The following is a 16,691-nucleotide window of genomic DNA, read 5'->3' on the forward strand; positions in this document are numbered from 1 at the left end:
CTGCTATAAGCCTAAGGAAAATTGAGCGTCCCAATGAGGGGGAGAGGCGTTTTCTATAAATACTGATATCAGATGTGCGCGTTTCTGAAACAACAAGAAGCGAACACCAACCAGGATATTGATGGTCGGCGCTCGCTTCTTGTGGAAGGAGGATGGTCGGTCTTGCAGGCGATCAGGGAATAAGGAGCGTGTACTTGGTGGTCAGGTACTCGTAGATGCCTTCGCTGCCGCCCTCACGGCCCATGCCGGACTGCTTGACACCTCCGAAAGGCACTGAAGCATCGGAAAGGACACCGGAGTTGATGGCGAGCACGCCGGCTTGAGCATGGCCTTGGACCCACTCGCTGCGCTTGATCGATCTGGTGTAGGCATAGGCGGCCAGACCATAGATGGTGTCATTGGCTGCCTTCATTCCTTCTTCGTCGCTGCTGAATCGGGAGATAGGCAGCACGGGGCCGAAAATCTCCTCACGGAAGACTTCGCACTCCCGCGGCACATGGTCCAGAAGGGTGGGCTGGAAGAAACATTCGCCGAGATCGGAGCGATGGCCGCCTGCCAGCAGGTCGGCCCCGGCATCCACGGCATCTTTGACGATGCGCTCCATGCGGTCCACTGCCTTCTTGTTGATAAGCGGTCCGATATCGGTGGAGGGGTCCATGCCGTCCCCGACTTTCAGAGCGCTGACCGCCCGCTGAAGCTTGTTGACGAATTCATCGGCTATGCCGTCCTGGACGAAAATTCTGTTGGCGGAGGTGCAGGCCTGGCCGTTGTTGCGGAACTTGGCCATCATGACCCCCTGGACTGCCTGGTCGATGTCCGCGTCGTCGAAGACCAGGAAGGGGGCGTTGCCACCCAGCTCCATGGATGTGCGCAGAACCTGGTCGGCGGCCTGCTTCATCAGGGTCTTGCCAACCGTGGTGGAGCCTGTGAAACTGATCTTCCGCAGTCGACCGTCGGCGAAGAGCGCATCGGATATTTCGGGGGAGTGCTCTGAAGTAATGACGTTGACTACTCCGTCGGGAACGCCGGCCTGGCGGAGGACCTCAACCATGGCCAGGGTTGTCAGCGGCGTCAAACCTGCGGGCTTGACAATCATGGTGTCACCAGCTGCCAGCGCAGGTCCGATTTTCCGGGTGGCCATAGCCAAGGGGAAGTTCCAGGGCGTCACCAGATAGCAGGGGCCCACGGGATCGTGGGTCACCAGGCCCTTGCGGCCGTCGGGCAGGTGGAAGGTCCGTCCATATGAGCGCATGGCCTCTTCGGCAAACCACTTGAGGAAGCCGACTCCATAATCGACCTCGCCCAGGGCTTCCTGGTATGTCTTGCCCATTTCCTTGGTCATGAGCTCGGCAAAGAGCTTCTTGTTGTCCATGACCGCCTCGTAGCTGTTGTCCAGCAGATTTCGGCGCTCGACGGGCGTAGAGGCTGCCCAGCCTTCGGCGCTGGAACTTGCGGCATCCAAGGCATCAATGGCATCCTCAGCTCCGGCATCGGCCAGTTCGAACAGGCGCTCGCCAGTTGATGGGTTGTCGACGGCGAATGTTCTTCCCGTCCGGGATTTCCTCCATTGCCCGTTGATAAACAGGGTGTTCGATGCCTCTGGCAGCACTGTGTCGATTTTCTTTGTCCACTTCACTGTGTGTCCTTTCTCATCAAGGCGTAAGCGGTGCTAGTTCGGTCCGGGTCTTGGCTCATGAGTCGAATTCGATGATTTGCCGCAAGGCCTGGCCCCTGTCGAGGTCGTCCATGGCTTCGTTGATGTCATCAAGCCTGATGTGATTGCTGATGAGCTTTTCCACCGGCAGCTTCCCGTCCAGCCATAGTCGGGCATATCTGGGTAAGTCTTGAGCGGGGACCGCCGATCCCAGGTAGCTGCCGATGACTGTTCGTGCCTCACCGGTGATGACGCTGGATGGCAGTGACGCTCTGACCGAGGGATCCGGGAACCCTACCGTGATGGTTTTGCCACCGATGTCCGTCAGTTCGAAGGCCTGGTCCAGGACTCCTGGAGCGCCGGCTGCCTCGATGACGATAGGCGCTTTGATGCCCTTGCTTAGGGCTTCGTCAACCGTGTAGACATCGGTGGCGCCCATGCCCAAGGCATCGTTGAACTTATCCTTGTTGCGGTCCACCCCTATGACCCGGCCTCTGCCCAGTGCTGCAGCCGTCAACAGGGCGCTCATGCCGACTCCGCCCAGTCCGATCACCATGACATCCTGCCCGTCCTGGGGGTCGGCGGCGTTGAGCACGGCGCCTCCGCCGGTGAGGACGGCACAACCCAGGACGGCTGCTATGGCAGAGGGAAGTTCCTCTGGGACAGGCACAGCTGAGCGTCGATCGACGACGGCGTAGGTGGCGAAGCCGGAGACGCCTACGTGGTGGTATATCCGCTCCGGTCCCTTGTGGATGCGAATGCCGCCGTTCATCAGGGTGCCGGCCTGATTGGCCTTGGAGCCAGGAGTGCAGGGCAGCCGGCCGCCTGTCAGGCAGTTGGCGCACTTGCCGCAGCGAGGCAGAAAGGCCAGTGTGACATGCTGCCCGACCTTCAAGTCCTCGACCCCAGGCCCTAAGGCCTGCACGATGCCCGTGGTCTCATGGCCCAGCAGCATCGGCATGGGCCTCGGTCTGCTGCCGTTGACGACCGACAGGTCTGAATGGCAGATGCCGGAAGCGGTGACCTTGACCAATATCTCGTCCTGCTGGGGCGGATCCAGTTCAAGGTGTTCGATAGACAGCGGTATGGTCCGTGCATACGGGCCGGGCGTACCCATCGTCCTCAGCACAGCGCCGGTGATGTCCATATAGTGCTCTCCTTGTTGGTGGTTGGAGTTGTTCTGTAGCCATAGAAATCCGCGATCTGAGCCCCTTTTAGTCGATCATGGGCAGCCGGTCATTGCAGGGCTGGCTCTGCAGGGCTTGATTGATCCAGGTCTGATCGTCGCGGATGGTCACCTTCCAGTCGCGCTGTCCGCCGCCGCCCATCACATTCAGATAGTAAAGGTCGTATCCGGGGGCGGCGATGGAGGGGCCATGCCAGCCGTAGGGGATGAGCACCGTATCGCCGGGATGCACTTCGGTCATAATATTCAGAGGCCGTTCGTCGGCTGTGCTGGCACCTTGGTAGGCCAGGGGCCGGGCCTGGTCAGGGGCACCCGGCAGCGCCCTCATCTGGAAGTAGTAAATTTCCTCGAGAGCGGTCTCATGGTCATTGTTCCGGTCATGTTTGTGGACGGGGTAGGAGGACCAGCTGCCGCTGGGGGTGATGACCTCGCACACCAACAGCCGTTCAGCTTCGATGTTGTTCATCATGCCGAAGTTTCGGGCCTGCCTGGAGGTGGGCCCGTTGCCCCTGAGGACGGTTTCATTGTCTTCCGCCTTGACCAGCTGGTCTGGGTAGTGGGTGCTGGCGGGCGCTGATGCGACAGCGACCCGTCCCCCCGATGGGGCATATATCTCCAAGGGCGTTCCCGTGCCTACGTATACAACATCGGTTGGTGCAGTGAAGACGTTTTGGCGTCCGCGCAGGTGATAAAGACCATCCGGCGTCCTGACATCGAATCGCTGGCAGAGGGGGACGACCAGGCGTTCCTCATCTGCTGCAGGCAGGGTAAGAACCTGGTTTTTCCGGGGGTTGGCGACCCTGATGCCGGTGTACTGCCAACCTGGAACGGGTTGCGAGTCCGAGGCTCCCAGGCTCACCTCCCAATCACCCTTGGCTGCGCTGCCGTTTGGATATACCCATTGAGTCATCCTGTCTCCTTTATTCAATTCTTTGACTTCCGCTGTCCCAAGGCGCGTTCTTCGGCCTCAATCTCCTCCAGGCTCTTCCCTCTTGTCTCAGGAATCATGGTGATTGCAAACACCAGGCACCCAATGTTGATAAGGGCGAACAGCAGGTAGGTTCCCGAGCCTCCCAGACCGTTGAGCAGGAGCGGGAAGATCAGCGACAAGAGGAAGTTGGCCAAATTGAGCGCTATGTTGGCGTATCCCATGCCCTTGCCACGGACGCTGGTGGGGAAGACTTCGGCCATCAAGAGCCATGTGACCGGCGCTACCATGCCCTGCACGAACACCAGATAGATCATCATCATGACGATCATGACCCAGGAGGCAGTACGGGAACTACTGGAGGGATCGATAAAGCGGTAGCTGATGCCGATAGCGACCAGGAAAATAATCGTGCCGACCAGGCCGACAGTCAGAATGGTCCGTCGATTGATTTTGTCGATGAAACCCAGGCCGCCTATTGTGGCGGCGATGGCGGAGACCAGGATGACAGGTACGGTGGCCAGTATGGACATGGATGGTGCAAAGCCCAAGGTCTTGGTGAAAATAGTGGGGGCGTAGTAATTGACCATATTCTGCCCGCTGAGCTGATTAATCAAAGCCAGCCCGATCCCAATTATCAGCACCCTGCGCAGCCATGGTGTCGCAAAACTGCTGTCGGAGTTGTTCCGGGCGGCGGTTTGACTGCTGTTCTCACGGGCCTGGGAAAGCGATTTGAAGGTCTGTTCGGCCTCGGGCAGGTCCCGGGTTTCAGTCAGAAGCTGGATGGCCTGATCCTGCAGACCGTGCCGAATCAGGTAATCGGGGCTGTCCTTGATGACAAAGGCTATCAGCAGGAGCAGGATACCTGGGACGACGGCCGCCCACAGCATGGCCCTCCAGCCGATGCCCATCTGTGTCAGGATGGCGTTGACTGACACAGCCAGGAGCTGTCCGACCACGATCATGACTGAATTGACCGAGACGATGCGTCCCCTATTGGCGGCTTCGGTCATCTCCCCCAGATAAATAGGGACGATGGTCGATGTGAAGCCGATTGCCAGGCCGAGAATGACCCTGCCCAGGCAAAGGATAAGAATGCTGGGCGTTACAGCGCAGATTACTGCCCCGGGGATTGCCAGTACTGCTCCGGTCAGGATCATCTTTTTCGGCCCAAGGCGGTTGTTCAGGTTGCCGCCCGCAAAGGCGCCTACCGCTGCGCTCAGCAGCATTGCCGAGGTGATGAGCCCCTGTTCGAAGTCGGTGGGACGGCCCAGCTGGCCTGATCCTATGTTCATGGTTATCAGTGCGCCGGATAGGGCTGTCAGCGTGTATCCATACAGCCCCCCTGCGCACAGTCCCAGGCATATCATCAGCCGAGTGTAACGGGTGCGGCGTTTGGATAGCTCAGCGGGGCTCTCGGCTTTAGCCAGCGTTTCAAATGACGACATGGCCATTCCTTTCAGCTGATACTGTCTGGCACGACTCTGTCTCCAGACATTGGTTGTTCTCCAGTTCTAGGCCACAACCTTGCATCCTCCAGGGGTGATCCTGACAGGTCTGCAAGTATTTATAAGATTCCTAGCCATTTTCTAAGACGGCTTCATTCCGGTTCAACCTCTGCCTTGGGCTGTCGGAGGGCAGGAAGAAAGGCATGGCATCGCGGGGTACCGGGGCGATATACAAAAAATGCAGGATAGTTATGAAATCACTTGCTCTTATACCTTGGTTGCCAAGAGCGCGGCCGTCGACGGCCATGATTGACCTATGGACCGTTAACCCTAGCGAACTAGGGCAAGCGGTGACGGTTCCCCGCAGGCCTAGTCCATGGCGGACAGCGCGGGGTTTGCATTACCCCAGTTTGAGAGGGTCACGGCGGCTAATAGGAAAGGTGCGAGGAAATGATAGGGACGAGCAAGACTGATAATACAGTCAGGCTGACTGTTGGACAGGCCGTCGTTCGCTTTCTGGAGGTCCAGAAAGTGGAAAGGGATGGGCAGGTATCCACCTTCTTCGGTGGGGCTCTGGGCATTCTGGGCCATGGCAATGTAGCCGGGGTCGGGCAGGCGCTCTTGGAGGAGATCGACCGATTCCGTTTCATCCAGGGGAAGAACGAGCAGGGCATGGCACATATAGCCGTCGGCTACGCCCGCCAGATGAACAGAATGGGAGCCATGGCCGTCACTACCTCGATAGGGCCTGGTGCAGCGAATATGATCACTGCGGCTGGCACTGCGACGGTCAACCGTCTGCCGGTCCTTTTGCTTCCCAGCGACTATTTCTCGACCCGGCGGACAGGCTCGGTTCTGCAGCAGGTCGAGAATGAACAGTCCAACGATATTTCCGCCAATGACTCCTTTAAGGCCGTCAGTCGGTACTGGGACCGAATCGACCGGCCCGAGCAGCTGTCGGCCTCCCTGATGAGAGCCATGGAGACTTTGACCAACCCAGCTACCACCGGCGCTGTGACGCTTTGTCTGCCCCAGGATGTGCAGGCCGAAGCCTATGATTTCGACCTCGACCTCTTCCGTGAGCGGATTTGGCGAATCCCCAGGACCAGACCAGACAAGGATTCCCTGGCCCAGGCTGCTGAGGCCATCAAGAGTTCGAAGCGCCCGCTGATCATTGCTGGCGGAGGTGTCGTGTATTCGTCAGCCAGTAAGGTTTTGGCGGAATTCGCCGAAAGGACCGGGATTCCGGTCGGAAGCACCCAGGCAGGCAAGGGCGCCCTGCCCTATGACCATCCGATGAACTCGGGCCCCATGGGTGCTCTGGGACTGCGCTTTGCCAACCGCCTGGCCCACACTGCAGACCTGATCATTGGTGTCGGCACACGCTATACGGATTTCACCTCGGCATCCAACACGATGTTCCAGAATCCCCAGGTGCACTTCGTCAATATCAACGTCCTGTCATTCGATGCGCACAAGGAGGCAGCCATTCCGGTCATTGGCGATGCCCGTGAGACGCTGAGCGAGCTGCAGGAGGTTTTGGGCGATTGGCAGGTGGACGAGGATTATCGCCGTGAGGCCGTGGCCAAGGCCGACGAGCAACGGCAGGCTGTGGACCGCATGGTCCAGCATATCCCAGGCACTGAGGGGCTGGGGCAGAAGGAGGTCATCGGCATCGTCAACGAATTCGCCCGTCCCCAGGATGTGGTCGTGAACGCCGCCGGGTCCATGCCCAGCGATCTTCAGAAGCTCTGGAAGGCGGGTAGTCCGCTTGGCTACTCGGTCGAATACGGCTATTCCTGCATGGGTTATGAGATTCCTGCAGCCCTGGGTATGCGAATGGCTGATCCGAGCAGGGAGATCTTCTCCTTCATCGGCGATGCCTCCTTCATCATGTACCACCAGGATGTACTGACGGCGATTCAGGAGCGGGAGAAAATCATATTGCTGCTCTTGGATAACGGCGGCTATGGATCGATTCATTCACTGTCCATGCAGGTCGGCTCTCAAGGATTTGAGACCAAGTATTACTACCGGGGAGATAACGGCCGGCAGAATCCTAAGGAACCGCTGCAGGTCGATTTTCCCAAGATTCTTGAAGGGTACGGGGTCAAAACCTATACCGTCGAGGATGCGGACCAACTGCGTCAGGCTTTGCGAAAGGCGCTCGCCAGTGATCAAATCACCGCCATCTATGCAAAGGTGGCACCGGTGGAACGTGACGATGCAGCCGACGCTTACTGGGAGGTGGCCACTCCTGAGGTGGCTCATATCGAATCCTCGATAAAGGCCCATCAGGAATACGAGAGGATCCGCGATTTGCAGCGGAACTATCTATGACCTGCGGATTTCGGGAATGACCAAAAATTGGATTAGCAGCGCTCTGTCCTTAGACCAGGCCGTCGGAACTTTGGTGGCAGGATTACACTGTTGCCATGAGCTCTGAGAAGATGGAAACAGTGATCGATGACCAGGCGCAGAGCGGGGGACCCCAGGCCGAGGCCGCCCGCCAGGTGGGGGAACTGCGTGCCGATGTGGACACCATCGATGCCGCCATTGTCGCCATGCTGGCCGAACGGTTCAGGGTGACCCACCGCATCGGTCTGCTCAAGGCCCAGGCGGGATTCGCCTCAGCTGACCTACGTCGGGAGGCTTCACAGATAGCGGCCTTGCGAGACAAGGCTGAAGATTATGGCCTCGATCCGAATCTGGCTGAGGCTTATCTGCATCTGGTGGCTGACGCTGCTAAACAGGGCCACGAACAGTTGGCCAGCCAGCTGGGTTCACGCTGAGGGAATCCATAGCACGCTAGTGGTCGATGGCGTAGATGAACTACTATGCCATCGACCACTAGATATCAGCGATGACGGGATCGCCTGGTCAGCGAGTGCTGGCTTTAGTCTGATGAGCCGTTTCCTGGTAGTGCTGCCTTGATGCCAGGACCGTCACCGTAACGAACAGCCCGACAAGCAGTATGGCGAGAAGGCCTTGGCTGCCGGTCAGGGGCAGAACATCCCTGTAGGAAAAGTCCAGGTTGTCGGTCTGAGAGCTGCCTTGGCCAATGTTCCAGGTGATGTTGACCGTAGTTGAACCTGCCTTGAACGCTGGGGTATAGAAAGTCCAGGTATTCCAGGATCCCCAAGTCTCTGCCGTGCCGTTCCGTGTCAGTTGGAGAACTGCAACGGTATCCGGGTCCGTGCCGACCGTGACCGAGCTGATGGTCAATTGCGGCGGGCAGACCAAGGTGGCCGCCTTGACGGATGGGTTGTCGGAATTGGTGCCTAGCTGCCTGCCGCTGTTGTCGCCCCAGGCGTAGGCCTTGCCGTCGGAGTCGATGACCAGGACTTGGCGCTCGCCTGCAGTGATCTGTATGGTGCTGCCGTCTTTGCTTACCAGAACGGGGGATTCACTGATGGATCCGGTGATGGAGACATTGCCCAGGGCGTTTTGACCATTGCTTCCCCAGGTGTATACCTTCCCTTTATCGTCGATTCCCGTGCATAAGTATCCTCCAGCGCTGACCTCGGTGGGTTTGAATCCATCGCTGCCTCCGTCAGGATCGGCCACCGGGGTAGGTATTGCGGCATCGTTGGTGTCTCCGGTGCCCAGGCGTCCGTCGGTGTTCGTACCCCAGGCGTAGGCCTTGCCGTCTCTGCTGATGGCCAGGGAGTGTGAGCCTCCCGCACTGACCTGAGTGGCGAAGAATCCTGTCGATCCGTCTTCGTATTTCTTGGGTGACGACACCGATACGGGGCTGGCTTGTGGGGCTGTGGAATTGTTGCCCAGTCTGCCGTTGTAGCCAAATCCCCAAGCGTAGGTTTGCCCGCTTATGCCGATGATCAGCGAGTGCTGATATCCTGCACTGACCTGTCTGACTTGGAATCCAGGGCTGGTGGCGCTTGCGTTGACAGCTACTGGAGTAGGGACGTTCCCAGTCGTGCTACCGTCGCCCACCTGTCCGCCTCTGCTCCTGTCTCCCCAGGCGTAGACCTGATGATCCTTGCCGATGGCCAGGGAATGATAGCCTCCTGCGCTTACCTGGATGTAGGAGAAGTTGTCCTTGTCGGCAACACTGTCGGGCTTCTTCACTCGGACGGGTGTCTTGCTGCTATCGGTGCTGCCGTTGCCGAGCTGCCCCGTACTATTGTTTCCCCAGCCGTAGGCGTTGCCGTCGCTGCCGAGGGCCAGCGAGAATCCATAACCTGCGCTTACCTGGATGTAGGAGAAGTTGTCCTTGTCGGCAACACTGTCGGGCTTCTTCACCTGGACCGGTGTCTTGCTGCTATCTTTGCTGCCGTTGCCGAGCTGCCCCGTACTATTGTTTCCCCAGGCGTAGGCGTTGCCGTCACTGCCGACAGCCAGTGAATGGTTTTTGCCTGTGCTGACCTGGGCGAAACGGATGCCACGCTGCGAGGGTGGAGTGATGGTGACCTGGTACCCGCCGGTGGATGGGCTGATGGTTGGGTTGACAGTCATTGAAGACGAACGTGTCCAGTGTGCGACCAGGGTCAGCGGGTCAGTGACCGGCTTGCCGAAGTCATAGGCCACATCGGAGCTGCCGTCGGATGCTTTGATAAACCAGCCATCGAATAGGAAGCCTGCTTTGGTGACAGTCTGTCGGGGCACCAATTCGCCTTCCTTGATGTCCTTGCTTGTCCATGCAGCCCCGACGCCTCCAACGGGGTCAAGATCTATGCGCTTGTTGGTCGGATCGAAGGTGTAGTCGAACTGCTGTGTTTGCGTTGAGTCCCCGGCATCGCCGGCAATGTTCCATGTGATGGTGAAACTGGACGGGCCGTACGGGTACGCGGGCGTCACGAAGGTCCAATCCCGGTTTTTATCCCAGGTGTCTTTGCTTGTCTGGGTCAGGTTCGTGGCTGGCTTGGTGCTGCTGGCCATGGTGCCGAAGGTCACCTTGGTCAGGGTGATTTGTGGCGGCTGTGTGGTGCCGGGCCTTGATGCCGATATGCTCTGCCCCAGCTGGTTGTAGTAGTTGTATCCCCAGGTGTAGAGCAATCCGTCAGACCCTATGGCCGTCTGGTGATGGCCGGAGGTGGCTACCGCGCAGGCCTTCACCGATTGGGCCAGAGTGATGGCTTTCGGATTGGTCTGCCATGCATCATTATTGCCGTTGCCTAGCTGGCCGTAACCCTGATTGCCCCAGGTGTAGATCCTTCCGTTGTCGTCTATGGCTTCGGATCCATCGTCGCCTGCACTGATGGCGGTGATGTTGACAGCGTCGTCTCCGAAGCTGATCTTAGTGGATCCTTTCGTGCTGACATTGGTATCAGTCGAGGATCCGATGGCGGTGCTGGAACCCCACCCATAGACGTTGTGATCCGTATCGAGCGCCAGCACATGCTGATAGCCCGCGCTGATGGCGATATAGAACCGCGTATCAGGCTGTCCGGTGCCCAGGTCTTGGACGCGTGCCGGTGTCGGGTTGTCATTAAGGGTGCCGTTGCCGAGCTGTGCCTTGTCGTTCTGGCCCCAGGCCCAGGCGTGGCCTTGACTGTCCAGGGCAGTACCTGTAGTGAACCCTGCGCTGATGGCGGTGATGCCGGACAGCGCCGTGACCTTGGCAGGGGAGGCATGGCTTCTGTTGTCTGAGCTGCCGTTGCCTAGCTGACCGTACTGGTTGTTTCCCCAGGTGTAGACCGTGCCGTCCGAGGCCAGGGCCATGGCGTATGACCGTCCTGCGCTAATGGCGGTGATTTTGGCATTGCCTGTCTGTGCCTTTACTGGTTCGGCGGAGTAGCCTCCTGTGGTGCCGTTGCCGAGCTGGCCTTTGTCGTTGCTGCCCCAGGTGTAGACGGTACCGTCCGAGGCCAGGGCTATGGAGTAAGCGTCGCCGGCGCTGACGGCTATGAAGATCTTTCCTTTTATGGCGTCATTTTCGGTGATCCGTACTGGTGTAGTCGCCGTGCCTGAGGTTTTGTCGTTCCCCAGACTCCCGCTGGCCTGATTTCCCCAAGCGTAGACGTGTCCGTCCGAACCTACAGCCAGAGTGTGGTAGCGCCCGGCGCTGGCCTGTGCGAACCTCACTGCCCTGGGTTTGGGAGGAGTCAGAGTAATCGTGGAGCCACCGGTGTCATCGCCATGGAGGGCATTCGACGTTTTCCATTTGGTGTCTGGCGACGACCAATGGGCTTTCAGATTCAGCGGTCCGGTGACCGGGTTGCTGAAGTCGTAGGCCACATTGGAGCTGCCGTCGGCCGCTTTGACGAACCAGCCGTCGAACAGGAAACCTGTCTTGGTCACGTTGGGAGGCGAAGCCTGCTTGCCTGAAGTGACGGACTGGTCCGAGACCGATGAACCCCCGTCCGAATCAAAGGTGACCTTCTGAGCAGTGGGTGTGAATGTATAGTCGGCGATGGGCTGCGCCTGCTGTGCTGCGCCGCCAATGGTCCATTCATTGATTTTGATCTTGGTGGTTCCGTAGGTGTGGTGCGGGGTAGTGACCGTCCATGGGGTATTCGTACTCCAAGTGTCGTCACCTGCTGAAGTTCGGTTGATTGGGCTGCCGCTGTCGGTCTTGGCAACATCAGTCTTGCCAAAGGTCACCTTGGCCAGATCTATCTGGGGTGGGCTGACCGCTGCAGGCTTGGTCTGTGAGCCGCTTTGAGGTCCGCTGCTGCCCTGTCCCAGCTTGCCGCTTTTCGCTTCCCCCCAGCTGTAGGGGAGCCCGTCCGAGCCGATGGCCAGACTGTGCCGGCAGACATCGAATGCGGCGACTGTGACGCCTGTCAGGCTCACCTCGGTCATCTTTGAATTAGCAGTTGTGGTTCCGTCGCCCAGCTGACCGCTGGAATTGCTGCCGAACATGTACAGGCTGCCCGCAGAGTCGACCACCGCAGAGGAGTAGTCCCCGGCGCTGACTGAAACAGGCGTCGCCGCTTCCGGGGGCAGGCTTAACAGACTGGGGTAGAGGGAGTGAACGCCGGGATTGGTGTCAGTCTTGGTCAGGAGATAACCCCAGTAATATACCTTGCCTGAATTGCTCAGTGCCAGGACGTGCAGGTACCCTGCATCGATGTCGGTGTAGACAGTGCTGTCTGGGTTGCCGGTCGAGTCGCCGTAAATGCGCGTTGGTTTGTAGACATTGGAACCGCTGCTGGTGTCGTCGATGGTGCCGATGCTAAGCTGGCCGCCCTGGTTGCGTCCCCAGGCGTAGGCATAGCCGTTGCTGTCCAGCGCCGTCTGGAAATCGTATCCGGCACTGATGGTGGTGAAGGTGACGCCGGATGGAGAGGCCACTGCCGCGGGTGAAGGGTTGACGTTGACCCCCGTGTGCCCGTTGCCGAGCTGGCCGTATTGATTGTCTCCCCATGTGTAGATCGTCCCGTCCGAGGACAGGGCCATGGCATGCCAGTATCCGGCGCTGATGGCGGTGATGGTGACGTTGAGATTCGCCTTTACCGGTACTGAGGAATCGGGATCCGTGGTGGAACCGTTGCCGAGTTCGCCGCGTGAGTTGTCGCCCCAGGTGTAGACGCTGCCGTCAGAAGCCAGTGCTACGGAGAATGTGGTTCCCGCGCTGACAGCTATAAAGGTCTTTCCTTTTATAGCGTCATTTTCGGTGATCCGCACCGGTGCGTTTTTGTTGATTTTGGTGCCATCGCCAAGCTCGCCCTTGCTGTTGTCGCCCCAGGCGTAGACATGACCATCCGAGCCTACGGCGAGGGTGTGGTCGTGGCCGGCGCTGACCTGTGCGAATCTGACCCCTCTGGGCTTGGGGGGAGTCAGAGTGATTGAAGAGCCCCCTGTGTCGTTGCCGCTGGCGTTGGCTGTCGTCCACTGGGAGTCTTTGACTGATGACCAATGGGCTATCAGCGACTTCGCGCTGGTGCTGGTGACCGGCTTGCCGAAATCGTAGGCCACATTGGAGCTGTCGTCGGCTGCTTTGACGAACCATCCGTCAAACAGGTAGCCTGTCTTGGTGACGGTGGGAGGGGATGCCAGATGACCTGAGGCTATCGTCTGGCTCAGGGCCGACGAACCGGATGCCGGCGAGCCCCCGTCAGCGTCGAAAGTGAGGGTATATGAGGATGAATCCCTGGTCTGGGGCGACTTGTCGGTCTTTTGTTTATTGAATGGTTGGATGGACTTGAACGGCGAGGGATTATTGTTGGCCAGCGGCGATGGTGATGCGGTCGGCATCATAGCCCCTACCTGCTCACCTGTTTTGAGCAATGAGTTCGCGCTGCTGCTTCCTGCTGTAGGTGTAGGCGCCATGTCGTCGGTGTTTGCGTATGCTCCGGTTGAAGCTACGAGCAGCGCCAGTCCAATCATAGCCGTTAAGGTCAACAGTCTACGGGTGCTATGAGCATTCCCCATTTAATCTTCCTCCCCAAGCGTGCTGACTTCCCAGGTCATAGTCCCCATAACTGCGTCGACGCACACCAAGTAAAATCCCGCTACTGGTTCTAGTTTAGCATTACAATCTTGGCGAGCCACAAAGTGTTGTAATTAGGCGTTCCACAAGCAAATTCGGTCCGAGCAGTTCGTAATGGGCATGCTTTTGGCTACAAAACTGCATGAATGCTGATCGGTTCTGCTTTTTGCATGGGTGAAGGTTGTTCGTATGGCCTTCAGGCTGTAATGCTAGCTGCACTGATAACGACCTTGTCGCCAGTGCAAACTGATGGCAACCGGGGCGGTGCCTATGGCCGAACCGCCCCGGTTGCCATCGGGAATGAAACCTACTTACGAGGCTTCTTAGCCGGGGGTTCACCCAGCTGGCTGGCAGTCACCCGGATGCCTTCCTCATCCTCGCCGGCTCCCTTGGTATCGGGCTGGCTGGTCTCCTCGACCAGATTCAGATCTCCGGTGACCCTACCCGCTTCGGCTATGTCGTCCAGGGCTGCCTTCACGGCTTCCAGGCCCTCTGGCGCCACGCTCAAGGAGGCGGAGAGGATGGGGGTCTTCATGGAGACCTTGGCCTCGGACTTGATTCGCCGCAGTGAGGCCAAGGCCGTGCCTGCCCAGGCCAAAAGATCCGGATCCTGGCCCTGGGCAGCTGCACGGTAGGATTCTGAACGTGGCCAGGAGGCCCTGTGAACCGATCCGTCCCCTTGATGCATCCACTGCCAAGCCTCCTCGGTGGCGAAGGGCAGGAAGGGAGCCAGGAGACGATCGAGAGCGTCCAGGACCAGTCCCAGGGTTGTACGGGCGCTCAGCACCTGTGCTTCGTCAGGGGTCCTGCCGGTGGCATCCGCGGTCCCGTAGGCCCGGTTCTTGGCCAGCTCGATGTAGTTGTCGCAGAAGTCCCAGAAGAAGGATTCGGTCACTTCCAATGCCTTGGAGTGCTCGTAGGATTCCAGGGCCTTGGTGGCCTGGTCGATCACCTGGGCAAGGCCGGCCAGGACCGCGCGATCCAGCGGGACCGTCACATCAGCCGGGTCCCAGGTGGCCTCCGCTGCCTGAGTGACCTTATGGTTTTCATCCTCACGTCCGATGGCCAGCGCGAACTTGACGGCGTTGAGGAGCTTGACGGCCAGGCGGCGGCCGATCTTCATCTGTCCTTCATCGTAGGTAGCATCCAGGCCCAGCCGGGCGCAGGATGCCCAGTAGCGCACAGCGTCAGCGCCATACTTCTTGATGGGTTCGTCGGGTACCACCACATTGCCCTTGGACTTGCTCATCTTCTTGTGGTCCGGGTCCAGAATCCACCCCGACAGGGTGGTGTCGCTCCAGGGCAGGCAGCCGTTCTCCAGATGGGCGCGGTCCATGGAGCTGAAGAGCCAGGTGCGGATGATGTCCTGGCCCTGGGGACGCAGGTCCATGGGGAAGGTCGCCTTGAAGAGGGCCTGGTCCTGTTCGCCCGGCTCTGCCCAGTGGGTCACGATCTGAGGCGTCAGGGAGCTGGTGGCCCAGGTGTCCATGATGTCTTTCTCGGCCGTGAAGCCGCCAGGCTGGTCGCGCTGGGACTCCTCGAAGCCCTCGGGCACATCGCTGCTGGGGTCGATGGGGAGCCTGTCCTCGGCCGGGGTGATGGGATGGGCGTAGTCGGTCTCGCCGTTTTCCCTGACCGGGTACCAGAGGGGGAAGGGGACTCCGAAGAAGCGCTGGCGGGAGATCAGCCAGTCGCCGTTAAGTCCCTCGACCCAGTTGTTGTAGCGTACCCGCATGAAGTCCGGATGGAAGTTGAGCTCCTTGCCACGTTCCAGCAGCTCCTGGTTGAGTTTTTGGTCGGTGCCGCCATTGCGCAGGTACCACTGACGGGAGGTGACGATCTCCAGGGGCTTGTCGCCCTTCTCATAGAAGTTGGTCATGCGCTTGGTGGGCTTGGGTTCGCCATCCAGGTCGCCGGACTCGCGCAGGGCATCCACGATGATCTTGCGGGCTGAGAAGGTGGTCTTGCCCTCGGTCTGCTCGAAGATTCGCCGTCCGCCTTCATCGGTGATCCAGTCCGGCACATCCATGACGATTCGTCCGTTGCGCTGGATGATGGACCTGGTGGGCAGGTTCAGATCCCGCCACCACTGCACGTCGGTCACGTCGCCGAAGGTGCAGCACATGGCAATGCCGGCGCCCTTGTCCATTTCTGCGGCGGGGTGGGCCAGGATGGGCACCTCCACCTTGAACAGGGGAGAGTAGACCTTCTGCCCGAAGTACTTCTGGTAGCGCTTGTCGTCCGGATGGGCGATCAGGGCGCCGCAGGCCGCCAGCAGCTCAGGCCTGGTGGTCTCGATGTAAATTGGCGTGCCGTCCGCAAACCGGAAGGCCACACGGTGATAGAAGCCGTCATATTCGCGCGACTCCAGCTCGGCCTGTGCCACGGCGGTCTGGAAGGTCACGTCCCAGAGCCCGGGGGCTTCCTTCTGATAGGCCTCGCCTCGGGCCAGGTTCCGCAGGAAAGCCTTCTGTGCCACCCGGCGGGGATGCTCGCCGATGGTGTGGTAGGTCTGCGACCAGTCCACCGACAGGCCCAGCGATCGCCAGAGCTGCTCGAAGAGCTTCTCGTCCTCGGCGGTCAGTTCCTCGCATAGTTCGATGAAGTTCTGCCGGGAGACGGGCACCTGGTCCTTGGCGCTGATCTTCTTGCCCTTGGTCCCGTGGAAGGGGGGCTTGAAGTCCGGATCGTACTTGAGCGAAGTGTCCACGCGGACCCCGTAATAATTCTGGACCCGCCGCTCGGTGGGCAGGCCGTTGTCGTCCCAGCCCATTGGGTAGAAGACGTCGTAGCCCTGCATCCGCTTGAACCGGGCGATCACATCGGTATGGGTGTATGAGAAGACGTGCCCCACATGCAAATGCCCCGAAACCGTGGGCGGCGGGGTGTCGATGGAGTAGACGCCGGAGCGCTCGCGGGTGTTGCGGAAGCGGTAGACGCCGGACTCATCCCAGTCGCGGCACCACTTTTCCTCCAGACCATCCACGCCCACCCTGTCAGGCAGGGGGGTCAGATGGGCATTGACGATTCCTTGGTTTTCAGCAGACATACCAGCATTTTATGGACGAACAGTGACAAGG

General features: G+C 59.4%; 8 protein-coding genes. 2 read left to right on the forward strand and 6 right to left on the reverse strand.

The annotated features are described in order from the left end of the window. Positions 1 to 172: 172 nt before the first annotated feature. From CI603_RS02690 to CI603_RS02705, 4 genes are all read right to left on the reverse strand, one after another. Positions 173 to 1,636, reverse strand: a complete 1,464-nt coding sequence (locus CI603_RS02690; protein WP_121912939.1) for an NAD-dependent succinate-semialdehyde dehydrogenase — start codon at positions 1,634 to 1,636, stop codon at positions 173 to 175. A 55-nt stretch (positions 1,637 to 1,691) separates the two neighbouring features. Then, positions 1,692 to 2,801, reverse strand: coding sequence for an alcohol dehydrogenase catalytic domain-containing protein (locus CI603_RS02695; RefSeq protein ID WP_121912940.1), 1,110 nt, complete (start codon positions 2,799 to 2,801; stop codon positions 1,692 to 1,694). Between the two features lie 67 nt (positions 2,802 to 2,868). After that, positions 2,869 to 3,750, reverse strand: a complete 882-nt coding sequence (gene iolB, locus CI603_RS02700) for a 5-deoxy-glucuronate isomerase (RefSeq protein WP_121912941.1) — start codon at positions 3,748 to 3,750, stop codon at positions 2,869 to 2,871. Positions 3,751 to 3,764: 14 nt separating this feature from the next. Continuing rightward, a complete protein-coding gene (locus CI603_RS02705; protein WP_183122211.1) occupies positions 3,765 to 5,216 on the reverse strand; it encodes a sugar porter family MFS transporter in 1,452 nt (483 codons plus the stop codon). 450 nt (positions 5,217 to 5,666) lie between these two features. On the opposite strand from CI603_RS02705, the gene iolD reads away from it, so the two are divergent. Next, entirely contained in the window at positions 5,667 to 7,556 is a 1,890-nt protein-coding gene (gene iolD, locus CI603_RS02710) for a 3D-(3,5/4)-trihydroxycyclohexane-1,2-dione acylhydrolase (decyclizing) (protein WP_121912943.1), read from the forward strand. 95 nt (positions 7,557 to 7,651) lie between these two features. Then, positions 7,652 to 8,008 carry a chorismate mutase gene (locus tag CI603_RS02715; RefSeq protein ID WP_121912944.1) on the forward strand — a complete coding sequence of 119 codons (357 nt, stop codon included), beginning with the start codon at positions 7,652 to 7,654 and terminating at the stop codon, positions 8,006 to 8,008. A gap of 88 nt (positions 8,009 to 8,096) precedes the next feature. Here the strand turns inward: CI603_RS02715 and CI603_RS02720 are convergent, their stop codons facing one another. Continuing rightward, complete coding sequence (locus CI603_RS02720; RefSeq protein ID WP_183122212.1) at positions 8,097 to 13,379, reverse strand: InlB B-repeat-containing protein; 5,283 nt, start codon at positions 13,377 to 13,379, stop codon at positions 8,097 to 8,099. 539 nt (positions 13,380 to 13,918) lie between these two features. Beyond that, positions 13,919 to 16,660, reverse strand: a complete 2,742-nt coding sequence (valS, locus tag CI603_RS02725; protein ID WP_121912946.1) for a valine--tRNA ligase — start codon at positions 16,658 to 16,660, stop codon at positions 13,919 to 13,921. Positions 16,661 to 16,691 lie beyond the last annotated feature (31 nt).

The sequence above is a fragment of the Bifidobacterium sp. wkB338 genome, assembly GCF_003688325.1.
Classification (GTDB): Bacteria; Actinomycetota; Actinomycetes; order Actinomycetales; family Bifidobacteriaceae; genus Bombiscardovia; species Bombiscardovia polysaccharolytica.

Bases quoted from the DNA above. Each gene is read 5' to 3' on its own strand.
- iolB (WP_121912941.1), bottom strand. From the start codon at position 3,750: ATGACTCAATGGGTATATCCAAACGGCAGCGCAGCCAAGGGTGATTGG.
- CI603_RS02715 (WP_121912944.1), top strand. From the start codon at position 7,652: ATGAGCTCTGAGAAGATGGAAACAGTGATCGATGACCAGGCGCAGAGC.
- CI603_RS02720 (WP_183122212.1), bottom strand. From the start codon at position 13,379: ATGATGCCGACCGCATCACCATCGCCGCTGGCCAACAATAATCCCTCG.
- iolD (WP_121912943.1), top strand. From the start codon at position 5,667: ATGATAGGGACGAGCAAGACTGATAATACAGTCAGGCTGACTGTTGGA.
- CI603_RS02695 (WP_121912940.1), bottom strand. From the start codon at position 2,801: ATGGACATCACCGGCGCTGTGCTGAGGACGATGGGTACGCCCGGCCCG.
- CI603_RS02705 (WP_183122211.1), bottom strand. From the start codon at position 5,216: ATGTCGTCATTTGAAACGCTGGCTAAAGCCGAGAGCCCCGCTGAGCTA.
- valS (WP_121912946.1), bottom strand. From the start codon at position 16,660: ATGTCTGCTGAAAACCAAGGAATCGTCAATGCCCATCTGACCCCCCTG.